This window comes from Streptomyces sp. NPDC096079 (assembly GCF_040303145.1).
Taxonomy (GTDB): domain Bacteria; phylum Actinomycetota; class Actinomycetes; order Streptomycetales; family Streptomycetaceae; genus Streptomyces.
This window is the reverse complement of sequence record NZ_JBEOST010000013.1, coordinates 45,070-70,557: the sequence shown is the minus strand read 5'-3', so window position 1 is coordinate 70,557 and position 25,488 is coordinate 45,070. Positions and strand designations below refer to the sequence as shown.

The window sequence follows — 25,488 nt, the reverse complement described above, 5'->3', positions numbered from 1 at the left end:
ACACGTCCAGCCCGCAGCGGGCCGACGGGTGAGTGCCGTCGGCCCGCTGCGGCGCGCAAGGGAAGGGCTGGCGGCACGATGAGCAGAGGCGTCCTATGGCAGTGAAGAGAAGACTGTCGCGCTCGCGCGCGATCGGGCGGGGCGTACTGGTCCTCGCGGCGGCCGCGGTGGTGCTGGTCGTGGTGGTGCTGGTGCGCGACGGGTCGGATTCCGCGCCGCAGGGCCGGAATTCCGCACCCGCCTGGTGCACGCCGGGCACCCCGCGTTCCGCGCTCTGCCCCGACAGCGAGGTGTTCGACGCGAAGGAGTACGCCACGCACGGCAACGCCTTCGAGTGCGTCAACTTCGCCAGTCAGGCGGATGCCCAGGCGGTGTTGCGGGCCGACCCCCGCGATCCGAACCGCCTCGACGACGGAGGCGGCGTCGCGTGCCGCGGACTGCCGGAACCGCGCGACACCGAACCGGTGGCCCGCGAGCGGAAGTTCACGTGCGGTCCCGGCGACCCGCGCAGCGCGCTGTGCCCGCAGCCGAAGCGGGCCTTCGACGCCCGCTGGTTCCTGCGCTTCGGCAACGACGCCTACGACTGCTCCGACCTCGCGAGCCAGGCGGACGCGCAGGCCGTCCTGCGCTTCGAGCAGGCCGACCCGAACCGTCTCGACGACGACGGGGACGGCATCGCGTGCCCGGACCTGCCGGGCCCCGAGGACGACAAGCCGGTGCGACGGTGAACACCGCGCCGCGGCAAGGGCTCGCGCGTGCGCTCGGGCCGGACGTGACCCATCGATCGAAGGAAGCCCCGACCGTCATGACACCGGACCACCGCCCGCTCTCCTCGCGCGCCAGACGCCAGGACGGCTTCACGCTCATCGAGTTGCTCGTGACCATCGTGATCCTCGGTGTCCTCGCCGCGATCGTGGTGTTCTCCGTCAGGGGCATCGGCGACAAGGGCCGCAAGAACGCGGTCGCCGCGGACGCGGCGACCCTGCGAACGGCGGAGGAGGCCTACTGCGCGAAGCACGGACGCTACGCGTCGATCGACGACCTGATCGACGCCAAGCTGTTGCCCGGCGAACCGGAGTACAACTCGGTGGCGGTCGGCAACGGGAACAAGTGCGGCCGAGGCGCCAGTTCGTCGTTCACCCTGTACGGAACCTCGCCGATGCAGGGCGCGGCGGACGGGATTCCGGTGGGCGCCGGTCCGGTCGACCTCGCGGTCGACGAGAAGGCCGACCGCGTGTACGTCGTGGCCTCCGGCAGCGGCGGCCGCGGCAACGTGACCGTGATCGACGGCAAGACCGACACCCCCATCGGTCCCCCGATCGACGTCTCCGGCGCCGTGTCGGACCCGACCCGGATCGCGGTCGACCCCGGGACGGGGCGGGTCTACGTCGGAGGTGCCGGCGGCCTGGCGGTCATCGACACAGCGAACGCCGATCGAGTGAGCCACATCGACTTCGCGGCCACCGTGAGCGCCGTGGCCGTCTCCCCCGAGAACGGCGACGTCTACGTCGCCGGCGGTACGGGCGGCAAGTCGACGGTCGCCTACATCGCGGCCGGCACCTCGACGGCGACGCCGATCCCCCTGCCCGTCGCGGGGCTCGTGGGCGCGAGCGGCGGCACGGACTTCTCCTTCGACACCGCCCGCCACGCGGTGTACCTCGCCAAGAACAGTGTCGGCGCCGGCGAGAGCGACGCGGCCGGCATCGGCCTCTTCGCCATCTCCTCGACGACCCACAAGGCCTCACTCGTCTGGAAGTTCCGGACGAAGACGGCCTGCGGATCCACCTACACCGGGAACTTCCTCGCCGCGGGCACGGCCGTCGGCCGGACCGTCGTCGATCCCCACCTGAACCGCGTCTACCTCCTGGCACGGAGGTGTGTCGCGGGACAGACGACCGCCGTCGCGACGACGATCGCCATCAACCCCGCCGACGGCAGCTCGACGGCGATCGACGACCCCGCGACGGGAGTGGCCTCCGTTCCGGTCACCGCCGTCTACAGCGCCGCGTCGGGGTCGGTGTACGTCTACACCAGCACCAACGTCGCGGAGCGTTGCGGCGGCGTCGCCGGACGCGTCGGCCGCATCACCGGGACGACGGCCACGCGGCAGGCGGCGGTCTGCGGGCCGGCCCTGTCCAACGTCGGGAACAGCGCACACAAGATGGCCGTGCTGGACAGCTCCAACCGGGTCCTCGTCGCGCAGACCTACGGCACCGACACGGCCGGCAACGTCGTCGCGCCGGGCGGCATCTGGGCGGCGGACGGCACCACGCTCCTGACGCAGGATCCGCTCGCCGAGTCCCGCCAGTTCGCCGTGCTGGCCGTGAACGGCAGGTCGGCGAAGGCGTACGCGGTCGATCCGTCGCTCGCAACGGTCACGGTGTTCCGGACGGGATCGGCCTGAGACCATGAAGGACCAGTCACACACCCTCCACCGGCGCGGGATGCCCTTCCGCGCGACGGTCGGGGTGATCACGGCGATCGTCCTGGCCGGGTGCTCCGGCAACGAGGCCCCGCAGCACACGTTTGACGTCGCTCCGTACGTGCACAAGGGGCACGTGGTCGACTGCGACGGGTTCAAGGCCCAGGCCGACGCCCAGGCGGTGCTCCGAGCGGACGTCTACGACCCGAACGGACTCGACCGGGACGGCGACGGCATCGCGTGCCCGGACCTCCCCGGGCCGACGGACAGGAAGCCGGTCCACCGCGACTTCATGACCGACAAGGACGGAGCACCCATCACCGGACCGACCGGACCTCCGGCCTCCTGAGCCGGTCGAGTGCCGCCGCCGCGAGGCAGGCGACGGCGGCCGGTCCGCGACCCGAGCGGCCTCCCCGTACGGTTCTGGAGGCCGTCCTGGCGGGGGAAGCCCGTACACGAGGGCTCGTGCCGTCGTGGACGCGGACTCGCCACGGGACCGAGCGCACTGCGGCCACGACGGCTCAGAAGGATGATGGGACCATGGAAGGGCTGCCTTTCACCCCTCTCGCCGGGGCGGACGACGGCGGGCACCTCGGTCCGCCCCCGGCCGCTCTCGCCCTGCTCGCCCCGGACGGCGTCGTCGTCGGGTGGAGCCGCGAGGCCGAGGCCCTCGTGGGCTATTCCGCCGCCCAGGTGGTGGGACGCCGGGCCGCGGACCTGCTCGTACCCCCGCACGCCGATCGCGACGGAACGGAAGAGCGACGGCCGGACCCGCGGCTCGACGGAACACGCAGCGCCGTCGTGGACGTGCGCCACCGCGACGGACACACCGTCCGCGTGGCGGTGACCCTGCGCCCCCTGGCCCCCGCCTCCGGAGCGGACCCCACGGGCCGGGCCCCCTCCGCCGTCCTCATGGCCGCCGAGCTGGACGAGCTCCGCTGGTGGGAGACCCGGCAGGCGATGCTCCAGGGGCTCGTGACCCAGTCGCCGGTGACACTCACCATCTACGGCCCCGGCGCGCGCCTCCTGTGGGCCAACGAGTCCAGCGTCCGGGAACTCGGCGGCGACCTCACCGCGTCGCTGGGCCGCTCCATGACCGAACTCTTCCCCGGAGACGTCCTCACCACCCAGCACCTGGAGCCGCCCGAGGACTTCGTCCAGCGGATCCTGGACACCGGTGAGCCGGTCATCGACGTGCACTTCCGCGGGCGCGCCCCCTCGGACCCGCGGCGTGAGCACGTCTGGTCCTCGTCGTACTTCCGGCTGCTCGACGGCCGGGGCGAGCCGGTGGGCGTGTGCGAACAGTCCATCGACGTCACCGACCACTACCGTGCGCAGCAGCGCCTCGCGCTCCTCGCGGAGGCCGGTGCGCGGATCGGGGCGACGCTCGACCCGTCCGGTACGGCGGCGGAGCTCGCCGAGACCGCCGTACCGAGGTACGCCGACGCCGTGCTGGTCGACGTGGCGGCGGAGGTGCTCGAAGGGGAGGAACCCAAGCCCGTCACGGCAGGGGACCTGGTCCGCGTGGCCGATTCCGAGGCGGAACCCGCACGGGTGGGCGAGCGGGTCGCGTACGCCCCCGGATCGTCGCAGGCCGAGAGCCTCGCCGGGGGCCGTACGACCGCGGACGCCGTGGCCGGGACGACACGGCTGTACGTCCCGCTGATCGTGCGGGGGACGCCGTGGGGCCTCGTCACCTTCGTGCGGGGCGAGGCCTCGGAACCCTTCGACGACGGCGATCGGGCGGTGGCGGAGGAACTGGCCTCGCGCACCGCCGTGTGCATCGACAACGCCCGGCGGTACCGCCGGGAGCGCACCTCCGCCTTCATGCTCCAGAGCAGTCTGCTGCCGCGCTCGCTGCCCGAGCTGAGCGCGGTCGACGCGGCGAGCCGCTATCTGCCCGCCGACAGCCACCTCGGCGCTGGCGGCGACTGGTTCGACGTCATCCCGCTCTCCGGCGCACGCGTCGGACTCGTCGTGGGGGACGTCGTCGGCCACGGGCTGGGAGCCGCCGCCACCATGGGGCGCCTGCGCGCGATGGTGCGCACCCTGGCCGAGCTGGACCTCGCGCCCGACGAACTGCTGGCCCGGCTGAACGACCAGGTCGCCAGGGACGCCTCGGACCAGCACGCGAAGGGCCCGGACGGCAGTGGCGCCGTCGGAGCGACGTGCCTCTACGGGACCTACGATCCGGCGTCCCGGACGAGCACCTGGGCAGCGGCGGGACACCTGCCGCCCGCCGTGGTGCAGCCGCACGGCCCCGTCAGCCTCCTCCGGCTGCCGCCGGGGGCTCCGCTGGGCGTGGGGCGGCTTCCCTACGAGGGCGTGGACGTGGCGCTCGCCGCGGGCAGCCTGGTCGTCCTGTTCACCGACGGCCTCGTGGAGGCCCGGGGGCAGGGCGTCGACGTCGGGCTGGACCGCCTGGCGGCCGTGCTGGGGGAGCAGCGAGGATCGTCGCCCGACCTCCTGTGCGCGCAGATCGTCGCGGAGCTGGCGCCGGAGCACGTACGGGACGACGCGACGCTCCTCGTCGTGCGCACCCGCGCGCTGGACGCGCGCAGGGTGGCGGCCTGGGAGCTGCCCTCGGACCCCGCGCTCGTCGCACGCGCGCGTGCGATGGCCTCGGAGCAGCTCGGGCGGTGGGGACTGGACGATCTGGCCTTCACCACGGAACTGGTGGTCAGCGAACTGGTCACGAACGCGATCCGGCACGCCTCGGGCCCGATCGGGCTGCGCCTGATCCGGGACCGTTCGCTCATCTGTGAGGTCTCCGACTCGCAGCACACGTCACCGCACGCCCGTTACGCCGGCAACGACGAGGAGGGCGGACGCGGACTGTTCATGGTCGCCCAGCTCACCGAGCACTGGGGTACGCGTTACATGCCGACGGGCAAGACGATCTGGGCGGAACAGGCCTTGCCGGTGGGGTGAGCGCCTCCCGGGATCGTGGGGCGGCACGGGCCCCACGGGCCTGGCTCAGGGCGTGTGCAGGCGTACGGCCAAGGCGGCGATGTCGTCGTCGAGGGTGCCTCTGCTGTGCCGCAGGAGATCGTGGTGCAGCGCCGTGAGCAGGTCGCGGGGCGGTGTGGGGGGCTGCCGGCGCATCCATGCCGTCAACGGGAAGAACTCGCCGTCCCGGGCGCGGGTCTCGGCGATCCCGTCCGTGTAGAGGAGGAGGAGCTCACCGGGAGCGAAGGCGAAGGCGTCCGCGCGGTACTGGTCGCCGATCAGTTCCGCGAGGCTGAGCAGGGGCGAGGGGACGGACGGTTCGAGGGTGCGCACGTGCGTGCGGCTGTGGACCAGGGGCGGGGGGTGTCCGCAGTTGACGATGGTGATGTGGCTGCCCTGATGCGGGATCTCGACGAGCAGCGCGGTGGCGAAGCGCTCCATCGGTGCCTCGGGTGGGTGGGCGGCGTTGTGCCGGGCACAGCTGGCGTCGAGCTTGCGGGCGACGTCGGCCATGGACGCCTCGCCGTGTGCCGCCTCCCGGAAGGCGTTGACGATCGCCGCGGCGGCCCCCACCGCCGGCAGGCCCTTTCCCCGCACGTCGCCGATGAGCAGCCGTACCCCGTACGGAGTGTCGATCACCTCGTAGAAGTCCCCGCCGATGCGGGCCTCCGCGGCGGCCGCGAGGTACAGCGACTCGATCTCGACGTTCCGGAAGCGGTGCGGCAGGGGCCGCAGCACCACCTGCTGGGCCGCGTCCGCGACGAGCCGCACCTGGATGAGCGTCCGCTCCCGCTGGAGCCTGACGTGGCTTCCGTACGCGGCGGCCACGGTGACCGCGACGATCCCCCCGCACGTCCACCACGTCCCGAGATCGGGGAAGACGAAGCTGAGGCCGATCATCAGGAGGAGGCAGACGGTCCCGAGGAGAACGGTCGGCAGGACCGGCCACATGGCGGCGGCCAAGGCCGGCGCCGCCGGCAGGAGGCGGCTGAAGGCCATCTCCGGCGGAGTCGCGTAGGCCAGTCCGGCGATCACGACGGTCAGAATCACCGGCGACAGCCGCACGAGCCTGCCGTAGCCGTAGCTCCGACTGAGCCGCGGCCGTCCGGACTCGATCATGAATCCCAGAGTATCCGCGAGGGGCCCGCTCAGCGACGTGACGAGGGGGCTACAGGTGCGACAGGGCCCGCCCGCCCGCCGGCGAGGGCGCGCCCCCTGCCGTGTTACTGACCGGGAGGCCGAGAGCGCCGCCCGTGGAGCGGCCGGGCGTGGTGGGCCACGGAGCTGATCTTGAGACCACGAGCAGCCCATGGCAGGCTCACCCCACATGATCGACGAGTTCGCGAAAGACACCCTGCACGGGAGACTCCGACGGGACCGCGAGGCGCTGCTCTGGAAACTCGACGGCCTGTCCGCATACGACGCCCGCCGACCGCTGACGGCGACCGGCACCAACCTCCTCGGTCTGGTCAAACACGTGGCCACCGTCGAGGCCAGGTACTTCGGCGAGGTGTTCGACCGCCCTTCCCCGGAGCCGCTGCCCCGGTGGCAGGACTCCGATGGCAGCGATCTGTGGGCGACCGAGGACGAGACCCGTGAACAGATCATCGGGTTCTACCGGCGCACGTGGGAACACTCGGACGCGACGATCGACGCGCTTCCCCTCGACGCCCCCGGCCACGTGCCGTGGTGGCCGGAGCCCCACGCCACCACGAACCTGTTCGCCGTCATGGTGCACGTCCTCGGCGAGTCCATCCGGCACGCCGGGCACGCCGACGTCCTGCGCGAGGGCGTCGACGGCCGGACCGGGTTGCGCGCCGAACTCGAGAGGCGGATCGACGAGGAAGCCCGCGCGGCCCACTGGGCGAAGATCGACCGGGCCGCCAGGTCGGCAGCCGCGTCCGTCGAGGCGTAGAGGTCACCGTAGTGACCCCGGTCGTGGTCGTCGCCAGTCGCTTGACCCGACCCACCTGAGCACCCCCGTCCGACCGTGTGGTCCCGGTGGCCCCCGTGGCGGTGCGGGGCTCGACCGGTTGCGGCAGCATCGACCTGACCTGGGAGAGCGCGGGATGCGGGAAAGAGACGGAGGCGGTCATGGCTGAAGGTTGGGAGCCCCGGCCCTCGACGGACGCGGAGGGGGTCGAATGGCGGCCGGCCCTGGACGTGCCCCCGCCGGGGCGGCAGCGCCGCTGGACGGTGCTCCTGCGCTGGCTGCTGCTCCTGCCGCAGTTCGTCGTCGTCGCCCTGCTGTCGATCGCCGCGTTCTTCGTCACGATCGTGGCCTGGTTCAGCGCCCTGGTCCTGGGCCGCCTGCCCGACCCGATCGCGTCCTTCCTGGGCTCCGTCCTCGCCTACCAGACGCGGGTCTCGGCCAGTGCGGCCCTCCTCGTCGACCGCTACCCGCCGTTCTCCTTCGAGGCCCCCGGCCACCCGGTCAGGATCGAACTGCGCGCCACGTCGCTCAACCGCCTCGCCGTGCTGTTCCGGCTGATCCTCATGATCCCGGCGGCGATCGTCAGCAGCCTCGCGCAGGCCGGCTGGTTCGCCGTCAGCTGGGTGTTCTGGCTGATCGGCATCGTCCTGGGACGCCTTCCCGAGCCGGTCTTCGAGGCCACGGCGGCCGTCGTCCGGTACCGGATGCGGCTGGCGGCCTACGCGACGATGCTGACGCCGGTGTATCCCAAGGGGCTCCTGGGCGACACCCTCGACCCGGCCGCGCCACGCGCGTACTCCGCGACGCGTCCGCTGCGCCTGAGCACCGCCGCGCAGGTCCTGGTCTGGCTCTTCCTGCTCCTCGGGCTCGCGGGGCACCTGACCTCGGGCACGATCGACTACGAGGACGGGGACGACGACCGCACCGGGGCGGGCACCGTGCGACGCACCGCCGCCGCGGCGGATCCCGGCGACGGGGCGTACCGATTCGGCCGCCGGGCCGGCTGAGCGACCGTCAGCGGTGGTTGCCGCGCAGCCTGCCGAGGAGGCGCCGCGCCTGGCTGCGCCTGCGGGGGTCGGCGGCGGCCCGGCGGAGGGTCGCGGCCGCGTCGCGGCCCTGGGGGCTGCGGGCGAATCGCTTGATGCGGGCCAGCAGTGCGGTCATGGGATGCTCCTTCGGTCGAAGCGACGGAACGTCGTTGCACGGGGCACGTCGTGCCACCGGGCGTAGTGCTCTGTCACCCCGTGTTGCCCGTCGCGGCCGTCTCACACCTGGCCGCCGACGTCGTAGGCGAGAACCCGGCACCCTCCGGCCGGAGGGTGCCGGGCTCGTCCGCGTGCTCAGGCGGTCAGCGCCGAGTCGTCCTCGGGGCGAGCTCCCGGCAGCCGGTGCCTGGCCGCGATGAGTGCCGTGTCCACGTCACGCGTACCGGTGGAGACGCACAGCGTGTACGCGAGGTCGTCCATGCGCCGCCGTACCTCCTCGCCGCCGTTCTCCGCCCGGAGCGCCTTGAGGGTCTCGTACTGCTCGATGAGGTTGCGCAGGACCACGGGATGGGCCATCAGCACGTGCTGCTCCTGTCGTCGGCAGGGCGGCGACCGCCCTGTTCCGGGCAGCGCGTACCCCCGGACCCGGGTCGCATGCCAGGGAGCCGTCCAGCGGACCGTCGGGTGTCCGGAGGGCGCCGCCTCCAGGCCGCGCATCGCGCCGTGAGGTCGGGCGGACGGCGGGTTCCGGCCGTATGACGCGGCACCGCCCTCCTCGTATGGATCACGGAGGGGTAGTGTCGTCATCATTGCCGTACGGCAACGATCGCGGTCGGAAACGCCCTGGGGGGAGCGTGTTCGTCCGGCTCGTGACCGAGTCCGAACGGCCGGGAAACGGAATCCTTTCGGGGAACGAGGATGGGGCATGTCTGAGACGACGACCGAGGAGTCCTCGACCCGGGTCAGGACCGCTCCGGCCGAGGTGGGCGAGCCGGAGCTCCGACAGCTCCTGGCCGGGCTCACGGCGGTGCGGGACGGCGACTTCGGGACCCGGCTGCCCGACGAGGCGGACGGCCTGATGGGCGAGATCTCCCGGGTGTTCAACGGGATGGTCGACCAGCTCTCCCTCTTCACCTCCGAGGTCACGCGGGTGTCCCGTGAGGTCGGCACGGAAGGCACCCTGGGCGGGCAGGCCGTGGTGCCCGGGGTCTCCGGCACCTGGGCCGACCTCACCGACTCGGTGAACGCGATGGCCGGCAACCTCACCACCCAGGTCCGGGACATCGCCCAGGTGGCCACCGCGGTCGCCAAGGGCGACCTGTCGCAGAAGATCGACGTGGACGCGCGCGGCGAGATCCTGGAGCTCAAGAACACCATCAACACGATGGTGGACCAGCTCTCCTCCTTCGCCGACGAGGTCACGCGCATGGCCCGTGACGTGGGCACGGAGGGCATCCTCGGCGGCCAGGCCGACGTGAAGGGCGTCTCCGGCACCTGGCGCGACCTGACCGACTCGGTGAACTCCATGGCCGGGAACCTCACCGCCCAGGTGCGGGCGATCGCCCACGTCGCCACCGCGGTCGCCACCGGCGACCTGTCCAAGAAGGTCGACGTGGACGCCCGGGGCGAGATCCTGGAGCTGAAGACGACCATCAACACGATGGTCGACCAGCTCTCGGCCTTCGCCGACGAGGTCACGCGCGTGGCCCGCGAGGTCGGCACCGAGGGGAACCTCGGCGGCCAGGCCACGGTCCGGGGCGCCTCGGGCACGTGGAAGGACCTGACGGACAACGTCAACGTGATGGCGTCCAACCTCACCGGGCAGGTGCGTTCGATCGCCCAGGTCGCCACCGCCGTGGCCCGGGGTGACCTCTCGCGCCGGATCACCGTGGAGGCGAAGGGCGAGGTCGCGGCGCTCGCCGACACCATCAACACGATGGTGGACACCCTGTCCGCCTTCGCCGACGAGGTGACCCGGGTCGCCCGCGAGGTCGGCACCGAGGGCCGCCTCGGCGGCCAGGCCCGGGTGCCGAACGTGGCCGGCACCTGGAAGGACCTCACCGACAACGTCAACTCCATGGCGAACAACCTCACCGGTCAGGTGCGGAACATCGCGCAGGTCACCACCGCCGTCGCCAACGGCGACCTCTCCAAGAAGATCGACGTGGACGCCCGGGGCGAGATCCTGGAGCTGAAGACGACCATCAACACGATGGTCGACCAGCTCTCCTCGTTCGCCGCCGAGGTGACCCGTGTGGCCCGTGAGGTCGGCAGCGAGGGCCGGCTCGGCGGCCAGGCGGAGGTCGAGGGCGTCTCCGGGACCTGGAAGCGCCTGACCGAGAACGTCAACGAGCTGGCCGGCAACCTCACCCGCCAGGTTCGCGCCATCGCCGAGGTCGCGAGCGCCGTCGCCGAGGGCGACCTCACCCGCTCGATCACCGTCGAGGCCTCCGGCGAGGTGGCCGAGCTCAAGGACAACATCAACGCGATGGTCGGCTCCCTGCGCGAGACGACCCGGGCCAACCAGGAGCAGGACTGGCTGAAGTCCAGCCTCGCCCGCATCTCCGCGCTGATGCAGGGCCACCGCGAGATGGACGTCGTCGCCGAGCTCGTCATGGACGAGCTGACGCCGCTCGTCGCCGCCCAGTACGGCGCGTTCTACCTGGCCGAGGACGGAGCGGACGGCGTCGAGCTCCGCCTCGTCGGCTCCTACGGCCGGCCGGCGGGAGGGGGCCGGGACCGCTTCCGGCTGGGGGAGTCGCTCGTGGGACAGGCCGCCCGCAGCCGCCGCACCATCGCGGCCGAGAACGTCCCCGCCGACTACGTCACCCTCTCCTCGGGACTCGGCAGCACGGCCCGGGGCAGCCTCGTGGTCCTGCCGGTCGTCGTCGAGGACCAGGTGCTCGGCGTCATCGAGCTCATGTCCTTCAGCCCCTTCACCTCGGTGCACCGGAACTTCCTGGCACAGCTCATGGAGACGGTCGGCGTCAACCTCAGCACCATCGTCGCCAACGCCCGCACCGACGAACTGCTGGACGAGTCCCAGCGCCTCGCCGGTGAACTGCGCTCGCGCACCGAGGAACTCCAGGTGCAGCAGGAGGAACTCCAGCGCTCCAACGCCGAACTGGAGGAGAAGGCGGCCCTGCTCGCCACGCAGAACCGCGACATCGAGGCCAAGAACCTCCAGATCGAGCAGGCCCGGCAGGAGTTGGAGGACCGCGCCCAGCAGCTCGCGCTGGCCTCGACGTACAAGTCCGAGTTCCTGGCGAACATGAGCCACGAACTGCGCACCCCGCTCAACAGCCTGCTGATCCTCGCCCAGCTGCTGGCCCAGAACCCCACGCGCAACCTCACGGCCAAGCAGGTCGAGTACGCCGGCATCATCCACTCCGCCGGGTCCGACCTGCTGCAGCTGATCAACGACATCCTCGACCTGTCCAAGGTGGAGGCCGGGAAGATGGACCTCAACCCGGAGCGCGTGCCCCTGCGCAGGCTCCTCGACTACGTCGAGGCGACCTTCCGCCCGCTCACCTCCCAGAAGAGCCTCGCCTTCGCGGTCTCCACGGCCGCCGGCGTCCCCGTCGACCTGGTCACCGACGACACCCGCCTCCGGCAGGTGCTGCGCAACCTCCTCTCGAACGCAGTGAAGTTCACCGAGCACGGCGACGTCACGCTCCGCATCGAGCCGGCGTCCGACGACGAGCTCCCCGTGTCGGTCCACCGGGGCGGCCCCGTCGTCGCCTTCCGCGTGAAGGACACCGGCATCGGCATCGCGGCCGAGAACCTCGAAGCCATCTTCGGTGCCTTCCAGCAGGCCGACGGGACGACCAACAGGAAGTACGGCGGCACCGGACTGGGCCTGTCCATCAGCCGCGAGATCGCGTATCTGCTCGGCGGTGCCCTCACGGTCAGCAGCGTCGCCGGCGAGGGCAGCACCTTCACCCTCTACCTGCCCGTCACCCGCACCGACTTCACGGAGAAGCCCGCCCCCGCGGACGGTGCGGCCACCGCGCTCCCGGTGCCGTCCGAGGGCGCCGCCCTCGCCCTGCCGGCCGGGCCCGGCACACCGGCCGTCCGGTCGCCACGGCGCCTCCTCGTGATCGAGGAGCGCCCGCGCGGACTCCTCGCGGTCGTCGCCGAGAACGCCGTCGCGCAGCTCGCCGCCGACGCCGGGCACGCCGCGCGGCCGGACATCGAACTGATCGCGGTCGTCGGCCCGCAGGAGGCGGCCACCGCGCTGGCCACCCAGCCGTTCCACTGCGTCGTGCTGGACGTCGACATGGCGGACGGCGACGCCCTGCGCTTCCTCGACGCCATGGACGGCGACGAGGCCCTCCGCACCGTCCCCGTGCTCGCCCACAACAACCGCCGCCTCCCCGCCGACGAGGAGGGAGCCCTGCAGGAGCTCGCCCACCGCCGTCCGCTGGAGCTCCTCTCCAGCCTCGACGAACTGCGCGAGCGGATCGCCCTGCACCTGTCCGCCGAGCAGCCCGGCGACGTCGTACCCCTGGTCCGCGGGGACCACCGGGCTCCGGCACCCCAGGCCATCGACACCACGCTGCGCGGCCGGACGGTCCTCGTGGTCGACGACGACGCCCGCAACCTCTACGCCCTCAGCGGCATCCTGGAGCTGCACGGCATCACGGTGCTGCACGCCGAGAACGGCCGTAAGGGGATCGAGACGCTCCAGGCGCACCCGGCCGTCTCCCTCGTCCTGATGGACGTGATGATGCCGGAGATGGACGGCTACACCGCGACGGCACGGATCAGGGAGCTGCCCGAGTACGCGGAGCTGCCGGTGATCGCGGTCACCGCGAAGGCCATGCCCGGTGACCGCGAGAAGAGCCTCGCGTCGGGCGCCAGCGACTACGTGACCAAGCCCGTCGACGCCGACGAGCTCATCGCGTGCGTGGGCCGCTGGCTGAACGGCCGGTAGGCCCGTGACCGTCACCCCCGCACCGGCGCGCGCTCCGCGCCGGTGCCCGCGCCGAACCGGCGCCCCCCGTCCCCGTCCGTGTGGCGGCCCCGAGGCCGTCCTGACCGAGGATTCGCCGACGTGAGTGACCCCCGCCTCCAGGACGCAGACCCGTCCGACGGCTTCGCCGGGCATGCCGGTACGACGCCCGGGCCGCCGACCGTCGGCACGGGCACGCCCTCCGCCGACGGCGCACGGCGGGCGCCCGGCGGCGACGTCGACGGCCGGCTGGCCGCCACGGTGGAGCGGCTGCGTGGCGAGGTGCGCGCCGCGCACGCGGCGGCCGAGGGGCGCGCCCTGATCGAGCTCGCCAAGGGCGTGATCGTCGAGCGTCTCGGCTGCGGTCCGGCGCAGGCCGCCCGGCAGCTCGCCGAGCTCGCCGAGCGGGCCGGACTCTCCCGCCTGGAGCTGGCCGCGGACATCATCAACCAGGCCGCCCGGGACCAGGTCGCCGAGGTGGCCGGGGAGTTCGTGCGGACGGCCATGGGCGAGCCCGGCCCCGCCGGGCCCGCCGCCTCGGTCGCGGTGCGGCTCCGCACGGCGGAGAGCGCGGCGCTCGGCGCGGGGGACACCCAGGCCGTCGCCGAGTCGCTCCTCGCGCACGCCCTCGAACCCCTGGGCGCCGTCGCCGTGGCCATCTGGACCACCGGCCCGGACGGCTCGCTGAGCCTGCGGGGCCACGCCGGGTTCGGCTCCGAGGAGGCGGACCGCTGGCACTACGTACCCCCCGGGGTGACCACGGCGGCCCGGCAGGCGCTGTCCGGCCGCTGTACCGTCCGATACCGCTCCCTCGCGGCAGCCGGCATCCCGTCGATCGGACGCGCGCGGCACCCCGACGGCGGTCGTGTGGTCGTCCCCGCGGGGACGGGCGGACGCATCCACGGCGTCCTGGAGATCTGCTGGCCCCGCCCGCTGGAACCCCAGCCGCAGGCCGTGGACCGCCAGATCGAGGCCCTCGCGGAACTCTGCGCGCACACCCTGGAGGCCCTGCCCGCCCAGGCGGGCCCCGCGGGGCTTCTCCTCCCCGCCGTGGACGGGGCGCGGGAGCTGGCCGAGCTCTCCGACGGGCTCTACGACCCCGCCCTCGTCCTGACGCCCCACCTGGACGAGGCGGGCGCGCTCGTCGACTTCCGCATCCGGCACGCCAACGCCCACTTCCAGGACCCGGCGGGCCGGCCCCGCGCCGCCGTCGACGGGGCGCTGCTCCTGGAGGCGTACCCCGCGACCGCCGGGGAGAGCGAGCTCTTCGAGCGGATCGAGCGCGTCTACGCGACGGGCGAGCCGTTCCGCGCCCGCCGGGCCCGGCTCACCGCCCTGGTGGACCAGGTGCCGCTCACCTCGTCGGCGGACATCAGCATCAGCCGGTACGGAGCGGGCGTCCTCCTCATCTGGCGCGTCGAGGACGAGTCGGCGCGCCTCGCCAGCCTGCTCCAGCACGCCCAGCGCCTGGGCCGGGTCGGGGCGTTCGAGGAGGACGTCCTCACCGGCGACATCACCTGGCACGGCCAGCTCTTCGAGCTCTTCGCCCGGCGCCCGACCGAGCCGCCGGTCGCCCTGCGCGACCTGGCCGCGCACGCCCACCCCGACGACGCCGGGACCATCCGGCGCTTCCTCCAGACGGTGCTGCACCAGCGGCAGGTGGGCTCCGCCGCCTTCCGCATGCTGCGGCACGACGGGGTCACGCGGCACATCCGGGTGACCGCCGAACCCGCCCTGGGCGTCGACGGCGGCCTCCAGGCCGTCCGGGGCGCCTACCAGGACATCTCGGCGCAGCACTGGACCGAGGTCGCCCTCTCCGCCACCCGCGACCGGCTGGCCGCCACGGAGGAGGCGGTCGAGGAGCGCAACCGGCTCACCCTCCAGCTCCAGCACGCCATCATGCCGCCGGCCAGACCGCCGCTCGACGCGCCGACCCTCGACGTCGCCGTTCGCTACCGTCCGGCGGAGTCCGACTCGCTGGTCGGCGGCGACTGGTACGACACCGTCGTGCTGCCGTCCAAGAAGGTGCTCCTGTGCGTCGGGGACGTCGCGGGCCACGGGGTGGAGGCGGCCACCGGGATGGTGGTCCTGCGCAACGCCCTCCGGGGCCTCGCCGTCACGGGCGCGGGGCCGGGGCAGCTGCTGTCCTGGCTGAACAGCGTCGCCCACCACCTCACCGCCCAGGTCACGGCCACGGCCGTCTGCGGCATCTACGACCCCGACACCCGGACGCTGCGCTGGGCCAGGGCGGGGCACCTGCCGCCCGTCCTGGTCCGGGGCAGCGAGGCGGCCGACCTGCCGCTGCTGCGCGGCCTCCTGCTGGGGGCGCTCGCCGAGGCCGAGTACGAGGAGGCGGAGGTCCGGCTCGAACCCGACGACGTCGTCCTGATGTACACCGACGGCCTCGTCGAACGGCGGGACACCGCCGTCCACGACTCCGTCGCCCAGCTGCTCACCGTCGCCAGGCAACCGTCCGACAGCCTCGAACGACGGCTGGACGAGCTGCTGGCCCGCAGCAAGTCGGACACGGACGACGACACGTGCGTGGTCGGCGTCCGGGTGTCCTGATCGCCCGGGCGTCCGCCCGGCGGCCTTCCCCCACACCGAAAGCAGGGAACATGTCCGACCAGCAACCGAACCTGCAAGTCGACGTCGAGGTCCGCGACGCCCGCACGGCCGTGCTCGCCGTAGGGGGCGAGCTGGACATGGAGACGGCGGACCGGCTCGACCACCACGTGAGGGAGCAGCTCGGCCGGGGGCGGCACCGTCTCGTCCTCGACCTGTCCGGCCTCGGCTTCATGGACTCGTCGGGCCTCAACGTCCTGATCAGGTCGGTCCACCGGGCGCGGGAGCACGGCGGGGACCTGTACCTCGCCGCGCCGACGCCGGCGGTGCGACGCATCCTGGAGATCACCGGAGTGGCGACGACGATCCCGCCGCACGACGGCGTGGCGGAGGCCCTCGCCGCGGCCGACGGCGGGAGATAGCGGAAGGCGGCGCGGTCCCCGTGCAGGGGACCGGGCCCAGGAGAGAAGGAAGTTCAAGAGCGTGGACGAGATCGCCGACGTCGAGCAGGCGCTTCGCCGGGCGGCCCCGCACCGGCTGGTGAGCGTCGTCGAGGACGCCCTGCGGAAGCGCTGTGACGCCCTGCGGGTGGAGCTCCGCCTCGCCGACTACGGCCTGCGGACGCTCCAGCTCGTCGGGCGCGTCCCGGGGGCGGATCCGTCGGTCCCGATCGGGGACAGTCCGCAGGGGCGCGCCGTCGGCGCCCAGGAGCCGTACGTCGTCCGGGGGCCCGCAGCGGACCTGGTCCACCTGCCCGTGACCGTCCGCGGCGACCGGCTGGGCGTCCTGACCGTCGAGCTGTCCCCGGAGGCCGACCTGCGGCCGCTGCTCCCGGGACTGACCCAGGTCTGCGAGGCGCTGGGGCACGAGATCCTGGTGGCCGAGCGGGACACGGACCTGTACGTCCTGGCGCGGCGGGCGACGCGGCTCACGCTCGCGGCGGAGATGCAGTGGCAGCTGCTGCCCGGCCGTTCGTGCGCCCGCCCGGAGTTCGCCCTCGCGGCCCATCTGGAACCCGCCTACGCGATCTTCGGCGACAACTACGACTGGTCGGTGTCCGACGGCCGTCTGACCCTCACCGTCACCAACGGCATGGGCGAGGGCATCGAGGCCGCCCTGCTGACGAACCTCGCCATCAACGCGCTCCGCAACGCCCGCCGGGCCGGTCTCGGCCTGGCGGACCAGGCGGCCCTGGCCGACCAGGCCGTGTACGCGCAGTACCGGGGCGAGGCCTTCGTCGCGGTCCTGCTGCTCTCCTTCGACCTGGCCACGGGCGAGGTGGAGGCCGTGGACGCCGGCTCGCCCCGTCTGTGGCGGCTGCGCGGCCAGTCCGTCGAGTCCATCGGATTCGAGGCGCAACTGCCGCTCGGCATGTTCGAGGAGACCGCGTACGTGCCCGAGCGGTTCGGCGTGCGGCCGGGGGACCGTCTGCTGTTCGGCAGCGACGGCGTGTACGCCTCCGTCTCGCCGGCGGGGGAGAGCTACGGGGACAGGGCCCTGGCCCGCGCGCTCAGGGGGACGCGCCTGCTGCCGCCCACGCAGGTGCCCCAGGCGATGCTCCGGGAGCTCGCCGTGCACCACGGCGGCAGCCCGCTGGACGACGACGCCCTCGTGGTCTGTCTCGACTGGCACGGTGCCGCGTAAACAGTTGCCGTGTGGCAACTGTATCCTTGAGGCAACATTCGGCGTGTGCCGGTGGATCGCATCGAGGACGACCAGAGGTGGCAATGGGGACATGGGGGGTTCGCCCGGCCGGATCCGGAGCCGGGGCCGGAGCAGGCCCCGGCACCGGAACGCGCGCCGGCGATGCTCCGGCATCAGGCCGAGCTGACGTCCTTCAGCGGCGTGTGAGGGCGTGACGAGGCGGTCGGACCGCTGTCGTCCAGGGCCTCCCGGAAACCGGTCAGCCCCCGCAGCAGAGCCTTGCGGCTCGTCGCCGACATGCCGGCGATGACCGCGAGCAGGGCCTCCTCGCGCTGGACCCGCAGATCCCGCAGGTAGGCCTTGCCGTGAGCGGTCAGGTGCAGTTCCAGCTGCCTCCGGCTGACGGAACTGGGCAGGCGCTGGACGAAGCCCAGCGCCTCCAGCCGGTCGCACATGCGGCTCACGGAGGGCGGCGCGGACCCGAGGAGGTCGCCGAGGGTGCGCAGACTGATGCCCTCCTCGCGGTCCAGGCTGTACAGCACGCGCAGCTGACTCGCCGAGACCGGTGTCGCCGACACCATGTCCCGGCCGCGCTCCCACAGCACCTCCAGCAGCTCGATGAGCTCCCGGGCGGCCTCGGCCGTCTGCTGCGGTTCCCCCGGCGGCGGGGCGGGATGGGTGGTCATGACTGCCGACACTCCTCGGGCGTCCGTGACCGAGCACGTCGGCCGTGCGACGGACCGGTCATCTCCACAACTCTCCAGAAGGCGGTACGCATACGGTGGATCGACACGTGACAGTGGAAAGCGCACTGCGCGGGGCGGCACCACACCTCCTCCTGGACTCCCTCCGTACCAGTCTCGCGCGGCTGTACGCCGCGACCTCGGCCGACCTGCTGCTCATCGACTACGGATTCACGTCCCTGCGCCCCGTGGAGCCCGTGCAGGCGCCTGCCGGGGTGCGGCACGTGCCCGTGGACGCGGGCCCCGCCGGTCGGGTCTTCCGCACCCAGCAACCATATCTTTTCCGTGATGTCGGGCCCACGGCGACCGTTTACCTTCCCGTCACGGTCCGCGGCGACCGGTTCGGCGTCCTCGTGGTCGGCCTTCCCGCGGACCGGGGCACCCCGGACACGACCGCGAGTCTCGGCCGGGTCGCCGAGACGCTCGGACACGCCCTGCGCGTCGCCGACCGCCACACCGACCTCTACCGCAGCACCCGCAGGACCCACGCCCTCACCGTCGCGGGGGAGATGCAGTGGGACACCCTGCCGGGCCGTGCCTGCGCCGGGCCCGCCTTCGACCTCCACGCCCACTGGGAACCCGCCTACACCTCGGGCGGACACCTCCTGGACTGGAGCGTGACCGAGGACGAACTCCTGCTGATCGTCGCGGACGGCGCCGGACCGGGCACACCGGCCGCCCTCGTGAGCACGCTCGCCCTGACGGCCGTCCGCAACGCCCGCCGTGCCGGACTCGACCTGGTGGGCCAGGCCAGCCTCACCGACCAGGCCCTCTACGGGCAGTACCGGGGGAGGAGCGTCCTCGCCGCCCTGCTGCTGCGCCTCGACCTGACCACCGGCGCGATCGACGTGGTCGACGCCGGATCGCCGACGCTCTGGCGGATCCGCGACGCCGTGGGCGAGCGCATCGAGCTGGACCGGCAGCTGCCCCTCGGCATGTTCGAGGACACCGTCTACGCCACCCAGCACCTGTGCCTCCTGCCCGGCGACCGGCTGGTCTTCGTCGCCCACGGCACCGGCGGAGCCGCGCCCGCGGGGGAGTGCGAGTCCCCGGACGGCCCGGTCGCCCGGGCCCTGGACCGTACGCACGGGATGAACGGCGCGGACGCTTCCGGGGCCGTCGTCCGGGCGCTGCGCACGTCACCCCGTGGCGCACCGGACGCCGTCCTCGTACTGTGTCTCGACTGGCACGGCCACGGAACCCGGTCACGGGGCGCGGAGCCGGGCCGGAAACCCGGTCCGCCCCCTGCCGAACGCCTGCCGGAGGTGTGATCCCCGTTGCGGGCGGTGTGGGAACCACGAAGAGGGGAAAGGCGGAGTACGGGGGTACCCGGCAGGAACCGCCCCACCGGACGAGGGGAGTACCAGCGCCATGACGGACGCGATCACCGCGGAGTGCGCGGCGCCGGAACCCTTGCTGTCCGCGAGCGTCCTCTACGACGCCGCGTCCGGCGGCGGCGCGATCGCCTCCGCCCGCGCGTTCACGGCCGACTTCCTCGCCGCCGTCCCGTCCGTGCGGCACGCACCGGTCGCCGGTGAGCGGGTCGAGACGGCGCAGCTGGTCGTCAGCGAGCTGGTGACCAACGCGGTGCGGCACACCTCCGGCCCCTGCCGGCTGCTCCTGGAGCTGCGCCGCGACACCCTGGTGATCTCGGTCTTCGACCGCGAGACGGCCGCCCCCGTCCCCCGCGGACACGACCCCCGCCGCATCGGCCAGCACGGCGTCGAGATCGTCGTCGCCGTCTGCGAGAGCCTCGGCGTGGAGCCGACCCCGGACGGCAAGCGAGTCCGGGCCTGCCTCTCCCTGCTGCCGCAGTACGCCGACCGGGCGGCCCGGCGCGCCCGCTGACGCCCGGCCCCACCCGGTCCACGGCACACCGCGGACCGGGCGAGAGGTCACCGCCGCCGGTCCGCCGCGCGGCGCGACCGGCGCCGCAGCGAGGTCCGCTCGGTCTCGGTGAGGCCGCCCCACACGCCCGACGGCGGATGGGGCTCCGCCAGGGCCCAGCGCAGGCACTCCTCCCGCACCGGGCAGATCCGGCAGACCTCCTTGGCCTCCTCGGCCTGGGCGAGCGCGGCGGGGCCGACGCCCACCGGGAAGAACAGATCGGGGTCGACCTCCTGACAGGCCGCGGCCGTACGCCAGCTGTCCATGCGAGCCTCCTGGCACGTCGTGTCGGGATCCGTCTCCCGTCCGCCTGACCGCTCGTCCGCGCACGAAACCCGGGCAGGAATGGTCCGGAGCGGACGGGGCACCCGGAGGGTCGACCGAGAGGAGCGAGTCGACGTGACCACCACACGGGCCCACGCGGCCGGAACGGAGAGCGCGGTCCGCGGCGAGGCCGTCCGGGCGGCCGCCCGGGCCGGATTCGCGGCGCGGGGCATGCTGTACCTGCTCATCGGAGCCCTGGCCGTACGCATCGCCCTGACGGGATCGGGCGAGCAGGCCGACCGGGGAGGGGCCCTCGCGCGGATCGCCGCCACGCCGTTCGGGGCCGTGCTGCTCTGGACGCTCGGCGCCGGTCTGGCCGGGATGGCGCTGTGGCGGCTGTCGGAGGCCGCCTTCGGCGCTGCCGGACCCGACGGGGACAAGGTGCGCAAGCGGGCCCTGTCCGCCGTCCGCTGCGTCTTCTACGCCGGCTCCGCCTTCCTCGTCCTCGCCTTCGCCGCGGGCGAGCGGGGAAGCGGAGAGGGCTCGACCGACCGTCAGAGCCGGGACGTCACCAGCCGCCTCCTGGATCTGCCCGGCGGCCGCTGGTGGGTCGGCGCGGTGGCCGTGGGTGTCGTGGCGGCCGGGCTGTGGATCGCGGGCCGGGCGGTTCTCCGGACGTACCGGGACCGTCTCGCGTGGGGGTGCCTGAAGACATACCAGCGCCGCTTCATGGACGTGACCGGGGTCGCCGGCGGCGCCGGGCGCGGTCTCGTCCTCGCCGCGGTCGGTGTCTCCGGCGTGAAGGCCGCCGTGGCGTTCGACCCGGGCGAGGCCAAGGGCGTGGACGACGCGATCCGTTCGTTCGCGCAGACCCCTGCGGGTCCCTGGCTGCTGCTCGCGGTCGCCCTCGCCCTGGTGCTCTTCGGACTGTTCTCGTTCGGCCAGGCGACGTGGCGCGAGGTCTGACCGCGAGGGAGCGAGCCTGACCGGCCGGCGTCACCGTGTCCCGTGCGGGCGCTTCGGCCGGGAGAGGTGTCCCTCCGGTGAAGCCCCTGTGCCCGGACGGTGCGGTTATCGCGAAGGCGTGCCCGGTGCGTACCGGAAGAGGGGGACTCACTTGATGTGCGGCGCCCACTGGGGAAAGGTGGACGGACGAGCTTTCGTCGACTGGGAAGGTGGCGGGCCACGCCGCGCGGGCCACGCATATGACTGTTTTCGAAGACGAGTTCGGCCCCCGAGGCGACCCGGCCGGAGAGGGCACCTCCTGGCTGCGCTCCCCCCATCCGGCCGTGGTGGCCGATCGCGAGGGCGGAGTCGTGGAGTTCAACGCCGCCGCCGCCGACCTCTTCCCGCAGATGGGAGTCGGCTCATGGCTGGACGAGGTCGTCCCGACCTGGCTGGCCGACGCCCACCGACGCCTGGCCCACCCGGCACGCGCACAGCCCGCGCCCGCCTCCGTGACGGTTGGCCGCGCCGCACTGAGGGGGGCCCACGAGGGCCGCTTCCTGCGGGCCCACCCCACCGAGTCCGGCCAGGGCGACGTCGCCTGGTGGCTCGTCGACGACTCCGACCTGATCGCCGTGGAGGACGCCCTGCGGACCGAGCGGGAGCGCACCGCGCTCCTGGCCGAGGCCTCCACCCAACTCCTCGCCTCCCTGAACCCGGACCGCTGCCTGGAGAAGGCGGCCCTGCTCGCCGCCGCCCACCTCGGCGACGCGGCGCTCGTCATCTCCCCGCCGGTGCGGAATCGGTACGCCGTCGTCACCGCGGTCGGCGAGAGGTGCGACCGGAGGCAGGTGACGATGGACCCCGCGTCGGTCCCCGGCCTGGCCGAGGCCCTCCAGGGCTTCCCCCCGGTGCCCGCCCGGTGGATCGACCCCGCGGACCTGCCGGAATGGGCGGTGCCCGAAGGCTTCGAAGGAGCCCCCGGCGCCGTCGCCGTCACACCGCTGCCCGGCCACGGCATGCCGGCGGGCGTCCTGATCCTGCTGCGCCGTGGCGGACGCAGGGCCTTCGACGCGTCGGAGGAACTCTTCGCCCGGCTCTTCGCCGCCCGCGCCGGAGCCGCCCTGTCGGCCGCCCGCCTGTACGCGGAACAGGCACGCGTCACCCGCGCGCTGATCGCCGAACTCCTCCCGCCGCAACTCCACCACGTCCACGGAGTCGACTTCGCCGGCGGCTACCGGACCTCCCAGGACACGGAGCGGATCGGAGGCGACTTCTACGACGTGCACGCCGGCTCCACCGAGGGGGAGGAGACGCTCGCCGTCCTGGGCGACGTGTGCGGCAAGGGCCTCGACGCCGCCGTGCTCACCGGCCGGATCCGCAGCACCGTCCAGGCCCTGCTGCCCCTCGCCGACGACCACCAGGACGTCCTGCGACTGCTCAACGGCGCCCTCCTGACCACCCGCCACACGCGCTTCGCCACCCTCGTCCTCGCCTCGGTGCGACGATCCGGAGGCCGGGTGCGACTGCGGCTGACGAGCGCCGGCCATCCGCGCCCGCTGATCCTGCGCACCACCGGAGAGGTGGAGGAGGCCGACACGAGCGGGACCCTCGTGGGCGCGCTCCCCGACGTCACCTCCCGGTCCGCGACCGTGCACCTGGCGCCCGGGGAGACGTGCCTGCTCTACACGGACGGCATCACGGAGGCCCGGGGCGGGCCGCTCGGCTCGGCCATGTTCGGCGACGACCGGCTCCGGGACGCGCTGGCCGAGTGCGTCGGGCTCCCCGCCGAGGCCGTCGTCGAACGCCTCCAGATGATCGCCGGGGACTGGGTCGGCCGCGGACCGCACGACGACATGGCCGTCGTCGCGATCACCGCGCCGCACACCACCCATCTGTCCGCGGTGAACGGCCACACCCGGGGCAGGTACACCGCATGACCACGCACACCAGGACCTCGCCCCCCGCACTCTCCACCCTCCGCGAACGGCTCTGGACGGCCCTGGAGGCGAGGGACGAGGCGGCGGCCGGCGCCGCCGTCCTCGGCGCCCACGACGCGGGCACCTCGGTGGAGGACCTCCTGCTCGACGTGATCGGGCCCGTCCAGGCCAGAGTCGGCGTCGAATGGGCCACGGGCCGCATCGGCGTCGCCCAGGAGCACGCCGTGACGGCCATCCAGGACCGCGTCATCGCCGCGCTGGCCCACCGGACCCCGAGCCGCCCCGCTCCCGGCGGGCCGGGTGGTGTGCCGGAGAGCGGCGCCGCGCCCCGGCGCGTCACCGTCGCCTGCGTCGACGGCGAATGGCACGCGCTGCCCGCCCGCCTCCTCGCGGAGGTCCTGCGCGGCCGGGGCTTCCTCGTCGACTACCTCGGGGCCCACGTCCCCACCCCGCACCTGATCGCCCACCTGCACCAGACCGGAGGGGACGCCGTCGCGCTCTCGGCGTCCCTCCCCCTCCGCCTCCCGACGGCCCACGCCGCCGTCACCGCCGTCCAGGCCATCGGGATCCCCGTCCTCGTCGGAGGAGCCGCCTTCGGCCCCGACGGCACGTACGCCCGGCTGCTCGGCGCGGACGGATGGGCCCCCGACGCCCGCGCCGCCGCCACCCTCCTCGCCGACGGACCGCGCCGGCCCGAGAACCCGCTGCGTGATCCGGCCGGCGAACTGCCCCACCTGTCCGACCAGGAGTACACCCTCGTCACGCGCAGCCGCACTCAGCTGATCCGCCACGTCCTCCGGGAACTGGAGGGCGCGTTCCCGGCCATGGCCGCGTACACCGAACGCCAACGGGAGCGGACCGCCGAGGACATCGCGCACATCGTCGACTTCCTCGCCGCCTCCCTCTACGCCGACGACGCCGACCTGTTCACCCGCTTCGTCACCTGGACCGCCGGAATCCTGCGGGCCCGCGGAGTCCCGGCCCACGCGCTGGCGGCCGCCCTCGACCTCCTCACCGACGCACAGCGCGACTTCCCCCGCGCGCGGTCCCACCTCGTCGCCGGACGCCGCGCCCTCACCCGCGTACCCGCCCCCTCGGCCCCCGGATCCCCCTCATGACCACACCCGACACCACCTTCGAGCTCAACGTCATCCCGTCGGTGGACGGCGTCCTGTACGCGGAACTCGCCGGCGACCTCGCCTGGGACTCCGCCGACGAGCTGCTGGAAGCGGTCCGCGCCCACCTCGACACGACGACCGGCCCGTCGGACATCCGGCTCGACTGCGCCCGGATGGCGCTGTGCGACTCGATGGGCCTCTCCACCCTGCTGGCTCTGCACCGGCGGGCGGCCGCCGCGGGCGTGCGGCTGCACCTCGATCACCGACCCGCCTCCCTCGACAGGCTGCTGGTCCTCACCGGCACGTACGAGCACCTGACGGGCCGGTCCGCGCCCGCGGGACCCGAGACGGCGAGGACGGACGGCGACACCCTGAGCGGCACGGCGGAGGGGCCCTGGCCGCCGTGAGCGGGGACGGGACCTCCGACGCGACCTCGCACGGCGCCGCGGCGGTCACCTACCGCCCCGGGCGGTGAGCTCGCACCGTACGTCCACCACGCCTTCGACGGCGCGGGCCAGGCGGGCCGCGAGAGGGACGAGCGCGGTGTCACGGACCGCGCCCGACAGGGTCACGACACCCGCGTCGACACGCACCCCGACCTCCCGGTGGGAGAGCGGGAACAGGGGCTCGACCACGTCGTGGCGCACCTCGGCGGCGAGGTCGTCGTCCGGGCGGAGGAAGACCTTGAGGAGGTCGGCGCGGCTCACGATCCCCTGGATCGCGCCGCTCGCGTCGACGACCGGCAGCCGCTTGACGCGACGGGCGGCCATCAGACGCGCGGCCTGGGGCAGCGACGCCTCGGGCGCGACGGTGACGGCGGGCGAGGTCATCAGGTCCCCGGCACGCCGGGAGCCGGCCTTGGCGGTGGCGTCCAGGTGTCGCATCTGTTCGACGAGGCCGAGGCGGTGGTCGTGGAACTCCTCCTTGAGGAGCAGGTCCGCCTCGGACACCACTCCGAGCACGCGGCCCCCACTCCCGACCACGGGCACGGCGGTCACCTTCCACCGCTCCATGGTGGCGACGATCTCCTTGAACTCCGCGCCGGGCGGGACGGTGACGACCGTCCCGGTCATCACGTCGGCGACGGTGAACGGCCGAGTGCTCACGACCTCCGTGGTGTGCATGGTGTCTCCTTCCC

Annotated in this window: 22 protein-coding genes; 16 read left to right on the top strand and 6 right to left on the bottom strand. The window is 73.5% G+C overall.

Going from position 1 to position 25,488, the window contains the following annotated elements:
* The first annotated feature begins 95 nt into the window (after nucleotides 1–95).
* The 4 genes from ABTY59_RS24815 (at nucleotide 96) to ABTY59_RS24800 (ending at nucleotide 5,353) form a co-directional block, all read left to right on the top strand.
* On the top strand, nucleotides 96–728 hold the full coding sequence (locus ABTY59_RS24815) for an excalibur calcium-binding domain-containing protein (protein ID WP_352021225.1): 633 nt from the start codon (nucleotides 96–98) through the stop codon (nucleotides 726–728).
* A gap of 77 nt (nucleotides 729–805) precedes the next feature.
* Complete coding sequence (locus ABTY59_RS24810; RefSeq protein WP_352021224.1) at nucleotides 806–2,404, top strand: prepilin-type N-terminal cleavage/methylation domain-containing protein; 1,599 nt, start codon at nucleotides 806–808, stop codon at nucleotides 2,402–2,404.
* Between the two features lie 4 nt (nucleotides 2,405–2,408).
* Entirely contained in the window at nucleotides 2,409–2,771 is a 363-nt protein-coding gene (locus tag ABTY59_RS24805; protein WP_352021223.1) for an excalibur calcium-binding domain-containing protein, read from the top strand.
* Nucleotides 2,772–2,962: 191 nt separating this feature from the next.
* Nucleotides 2,963–5,353, top strand: coding sequence for a SpoIIE family protein phosphatase (locus ABTY59_RS24800; protein WP_352021222.1), 2,391 nt, complete (start codon nucleotides 2,963–2,965; stop codon nucleotides 5,351–5,353).
* 45 nt (nucleotides 5,354–5,398) lie between these two features.
* On the opposite strand, the gene ABTY59_RS24795 is transcribed toward ABTY59_RS24800, so the two are convergent.
* Nucleotides 5,399–6,490 carry a PP2C family protein-serine/threonine phosphatase gene (locus ABTY59_RS24795; RefSeq protein WP_352021221.1) on the bottom strand — a complete coding sequence of 364 codons (1,092 nt, stop codon included), beginning with the start codon at nucleotides 6,488–6,490 and terminating at the stop codon, nucleotides 5,399–5,401.
* 208 nt (nucleotides 6,491–6,698) lie between these two features.
* Here ABTY59_RS24795 and ABTY59_RS24790 point away from each other — a divergent pair, with 208 nt between their 5' ends.
* Together ABTY59_RS24790 and ABTY59_RS24785 are read left to right on the top strand one after the other, a co-directional pair.
* Entirely contained in the window at nucleotides 6,699–7,286 is a 588-nt protein-coding gene (locus tag ABTY59_RS24790) for a DinB family protein (RefSeq protein WP_352021344.1), read from the top strand.
* Between the two features lie 179 nt (nucleotides 7,287–7,465).
* A complete protein-coding gene (locus ABTY59_RS24785; protein WP_352021220.1) occupies nucleotides 7,466–8,311 on the top strand; it encodes a DUF4389 domain-containing protein in 846 nt (281 codons plus the stop codon).
* Nucleotides 8,312–8,318: 7 nt separating this feature from the next.
* Here the strand turns inward: ABTY59_RS24785 and ABTY59_RS24780 are convergent, their stop codons facing one another.
* Entirely contained in the window at nucleotides 8,319–8,468 is a 150-nt protein-coding gene (locus tag ABTY59_RS24780; protein WP_352021219.1) for a hypothetical protein, read from the bottom strand.
* Nucleotides 8,469–8,644: 176 nt separating this feature from the next.
* On the bottom strand, nucleotides 8,645–8,872 hold the full coding sequence (locus ABTY59_RS24775; protein ID WP_352021218.1) for a DUF5133 domain-containing protein: 228 nt from the start codon (nucleotides 8,870–8,872) through the stop codon (nucleotides 8,645–8,647).
* A 343-nt stretch (nucleotides 8,873–9,215) separates the two neighbouring features.
* Between ABTY59_RS24775 and ABTY59_RS24770 the strand changes: the two genes are divergently transcribed.
* From ABTY59_RS24770 to ABTY59_RS24755, 4 genes are all read left to right on the top strand, one after another.
* Nucleotides 9,216–13,226, top strand: coding sequence for a HAMP domain-containing hybrid sensor histidine kinase/response regulator (locus ABTY59_RS24770; RefSeq protein ID WP_352021217.1), 4,011 nt, complete (start codon nucleotides 9,216–9,218; stop codon nucleotides 13,224–13,226).
* Nucleotides 13,227–13,346: 120 nt separating this feature from the next.
* Nucleotides 13,347–15,812: a SpoIIE family protein phosphatase gene (locus ABTY59_RS24765; RefSeq protein WP_352021216.1), complete on the top strand. Its 2,466-nt coding sequence runs from the start codon at nucleotides 13,347–13,349 to the stop codon at nucleotides 15,810–15,812.
* Between the two features lie 50 nt (nucleotides 15,813–15,862).
* A complete protein-coding gene (locus tag ABTY59_RS24760; RefSeq protein WP_352021215.1) occupies nucleotides 15,863–16,231 on the top strand; it encodes an STAS domain-containing protein in 369 nt (122 codons plus the stop codon).
* A gap of 61 nt (nucleotides 16,232–16,292) precedes the next feature.
* Nucleotides 16,293–17,453 (top strand): PP2C family protein-serine/threonine phosphatase, encoded by a 1,161-nt coding sequence (locus ABTY59_RS24755; RefSeq protein ID WP_352021214.1) that lies wholly within the window; start codon nucleotides 16,293–16,295, stop codon nucleotides 17,451–17,453.
* A gap of 173 nt (nucleotides 17,454–17,626) precedes the next feature.
* Here the strand turns inward: ABTY59_RS24755 and ABTY59_RS24750 are convergent, their stop codons facing one another.
* Nucleotides 17,627–18,139, bottom strand: coding sequence for a MarR family winged helix-turn-helix transcriptional regulator (locus tag ABTY59_RS24750; RefSeq protein ID WP_352021213.1), 513 nt, complete (start codon nucleotides 18,137–18,139; stop codon nucleotides 17,627–17,629).
* A 107-nt stretch (nucleotides 18,140–18,246) separates the two neighbouring features.
* On the opposite strand from ABTY59_RS24750, the gene ABTY59_RS24745 reads away from it, so the two are divergent.
* Together ABTY59_RS24745 and ABTY59_RS24740 are read left to right on the top strand one after the other, a co-directional pair.
* Nucleotides 18,247–19,467 (top strand): PP2C family protein-serine/threonine phosphatase, encoded by a 1,221-nt coding sequence (locus tag ABTY59_RS24745; protein ID WP_352021212.1) that lies wholly within the window; start codon nucleotides 18,247–18,249, stop codon nucleotides 19,465–19,467.
* Between the two features lie 100 nt (nucleotides 19,468–19,567).
* Nucleotides 19,568–20,044 (top strand): ATP-binding protein, encoded by a 477-nt coding sequence (locus ABTY59_RS24740; RefSeq protein WP_352021211.1) that lies wholly within the window; start codon nucleotides 19,568–19,570, stop codon nucleotides 20,042–20,044.
* A gap of 47 nt (nucleotides 20,045–20,091) precedes the next feature.
* Here the strand turns inward: ABTY59_RS24740 and ABTY59_RS24735 are convergent, their stop codons facing one another.
* Nucleotides 20,092–20,349, bottom strand: coding sequence for a WhiB family transcriptional regulator (locus tag ABTY59_RS24735; protein ID WP_352021210.1), 258 nt, complete (start codon nucleotides 20,347–20,349; stop codon nucleotides 20,092–20,094).
* A gap of 229 nt (nucleotides 20,350–20,578) precedes the next feature.
* On the opposite strand from ABTY59_RS24735, the gene ABTY59_RS24730 reads away from it, so the two are divergent.
* The 4 genes from ABTY59_RS24730 (at nucleotide 20,579) to ABTY59_RS24715 (ending at nucleotide 24,757) form a co-directional block, all read left to right on the top strand.
* Nucleotides 20,579–21,313 carry a DUF1206 domain-containing protein gene (locus ABTY59_RS24730; RefSeq protein WP_352021343.1) on the top strand — a complete coding sequence of 245 codons (735 nt, stop codon included), beginning with the start codon at nucleotides 20,579–20,581 and terminating at the stop codon, nucleotides 21,311–21,313.
* A gap of 239 nt (nucleotides 21,314–21,552) precedes the next feature.
* A complete protein-coding gene (locus ABTY59_RS24725; protein WP_352021209.1) occupies nucleotides 21,553–23,232 on the top strand; it encodes a PP2C family protein-serine/threonine phosphatase in 1,680 nt (559 codons plus the stop codon).
* Entirely contained in the window at nucleotides 23,229–24,350 is a 1,122-nt protein-coding gene (locus ABTY59_RS24720; protein ID WP_352021208.1) for a cobalamin B12-binding domain-containing protein, read from the top strand. Before ABTY59_RS24725 ends, ABTY59_RS24720 begins: the two co-directional genes overlap by 4 nt.
* The gene (locus tag ABTY59_RS24715) at nucleotides 24,347–24,757 is read left to right on the top strand and encodes an STAS domain-containing protein (RefSeq protein ID WP_352021207.1); all 411 of its coding nucleotides are present in this window, start codon (nucleotides 24,347–24,349) and stop codon (nucleotides 24,755–24,757) included. Before ABTY59_RS24720 ends, ABTY59_RS24715 begins: the two co-directional genes overlap by 4 nt.
* Before the next feature lie 45 nt (nucleotides 24,758–24,802).
* Here ABTY59_RS24715 and ABTY59_RS24710 read toward each other — a convergent pair whose 3' ends face one another.
* The gene (locus tag ABTY59_RS24710; RefSeq protein ID WP_352021206.1) at nucleotides 24,803–25,474 is read right to left on the bottom strand and encodes a CBS domain-containing protein; all 672 of its coding nucleotides are present in this window, start codon (nucleotides 25,472–25,474) and stop codon (nucleotides 24,803–24,805) included.
* Between the last annotated feature and the right edge of the window lie 14 nt (nucleotides 25,475–25,488).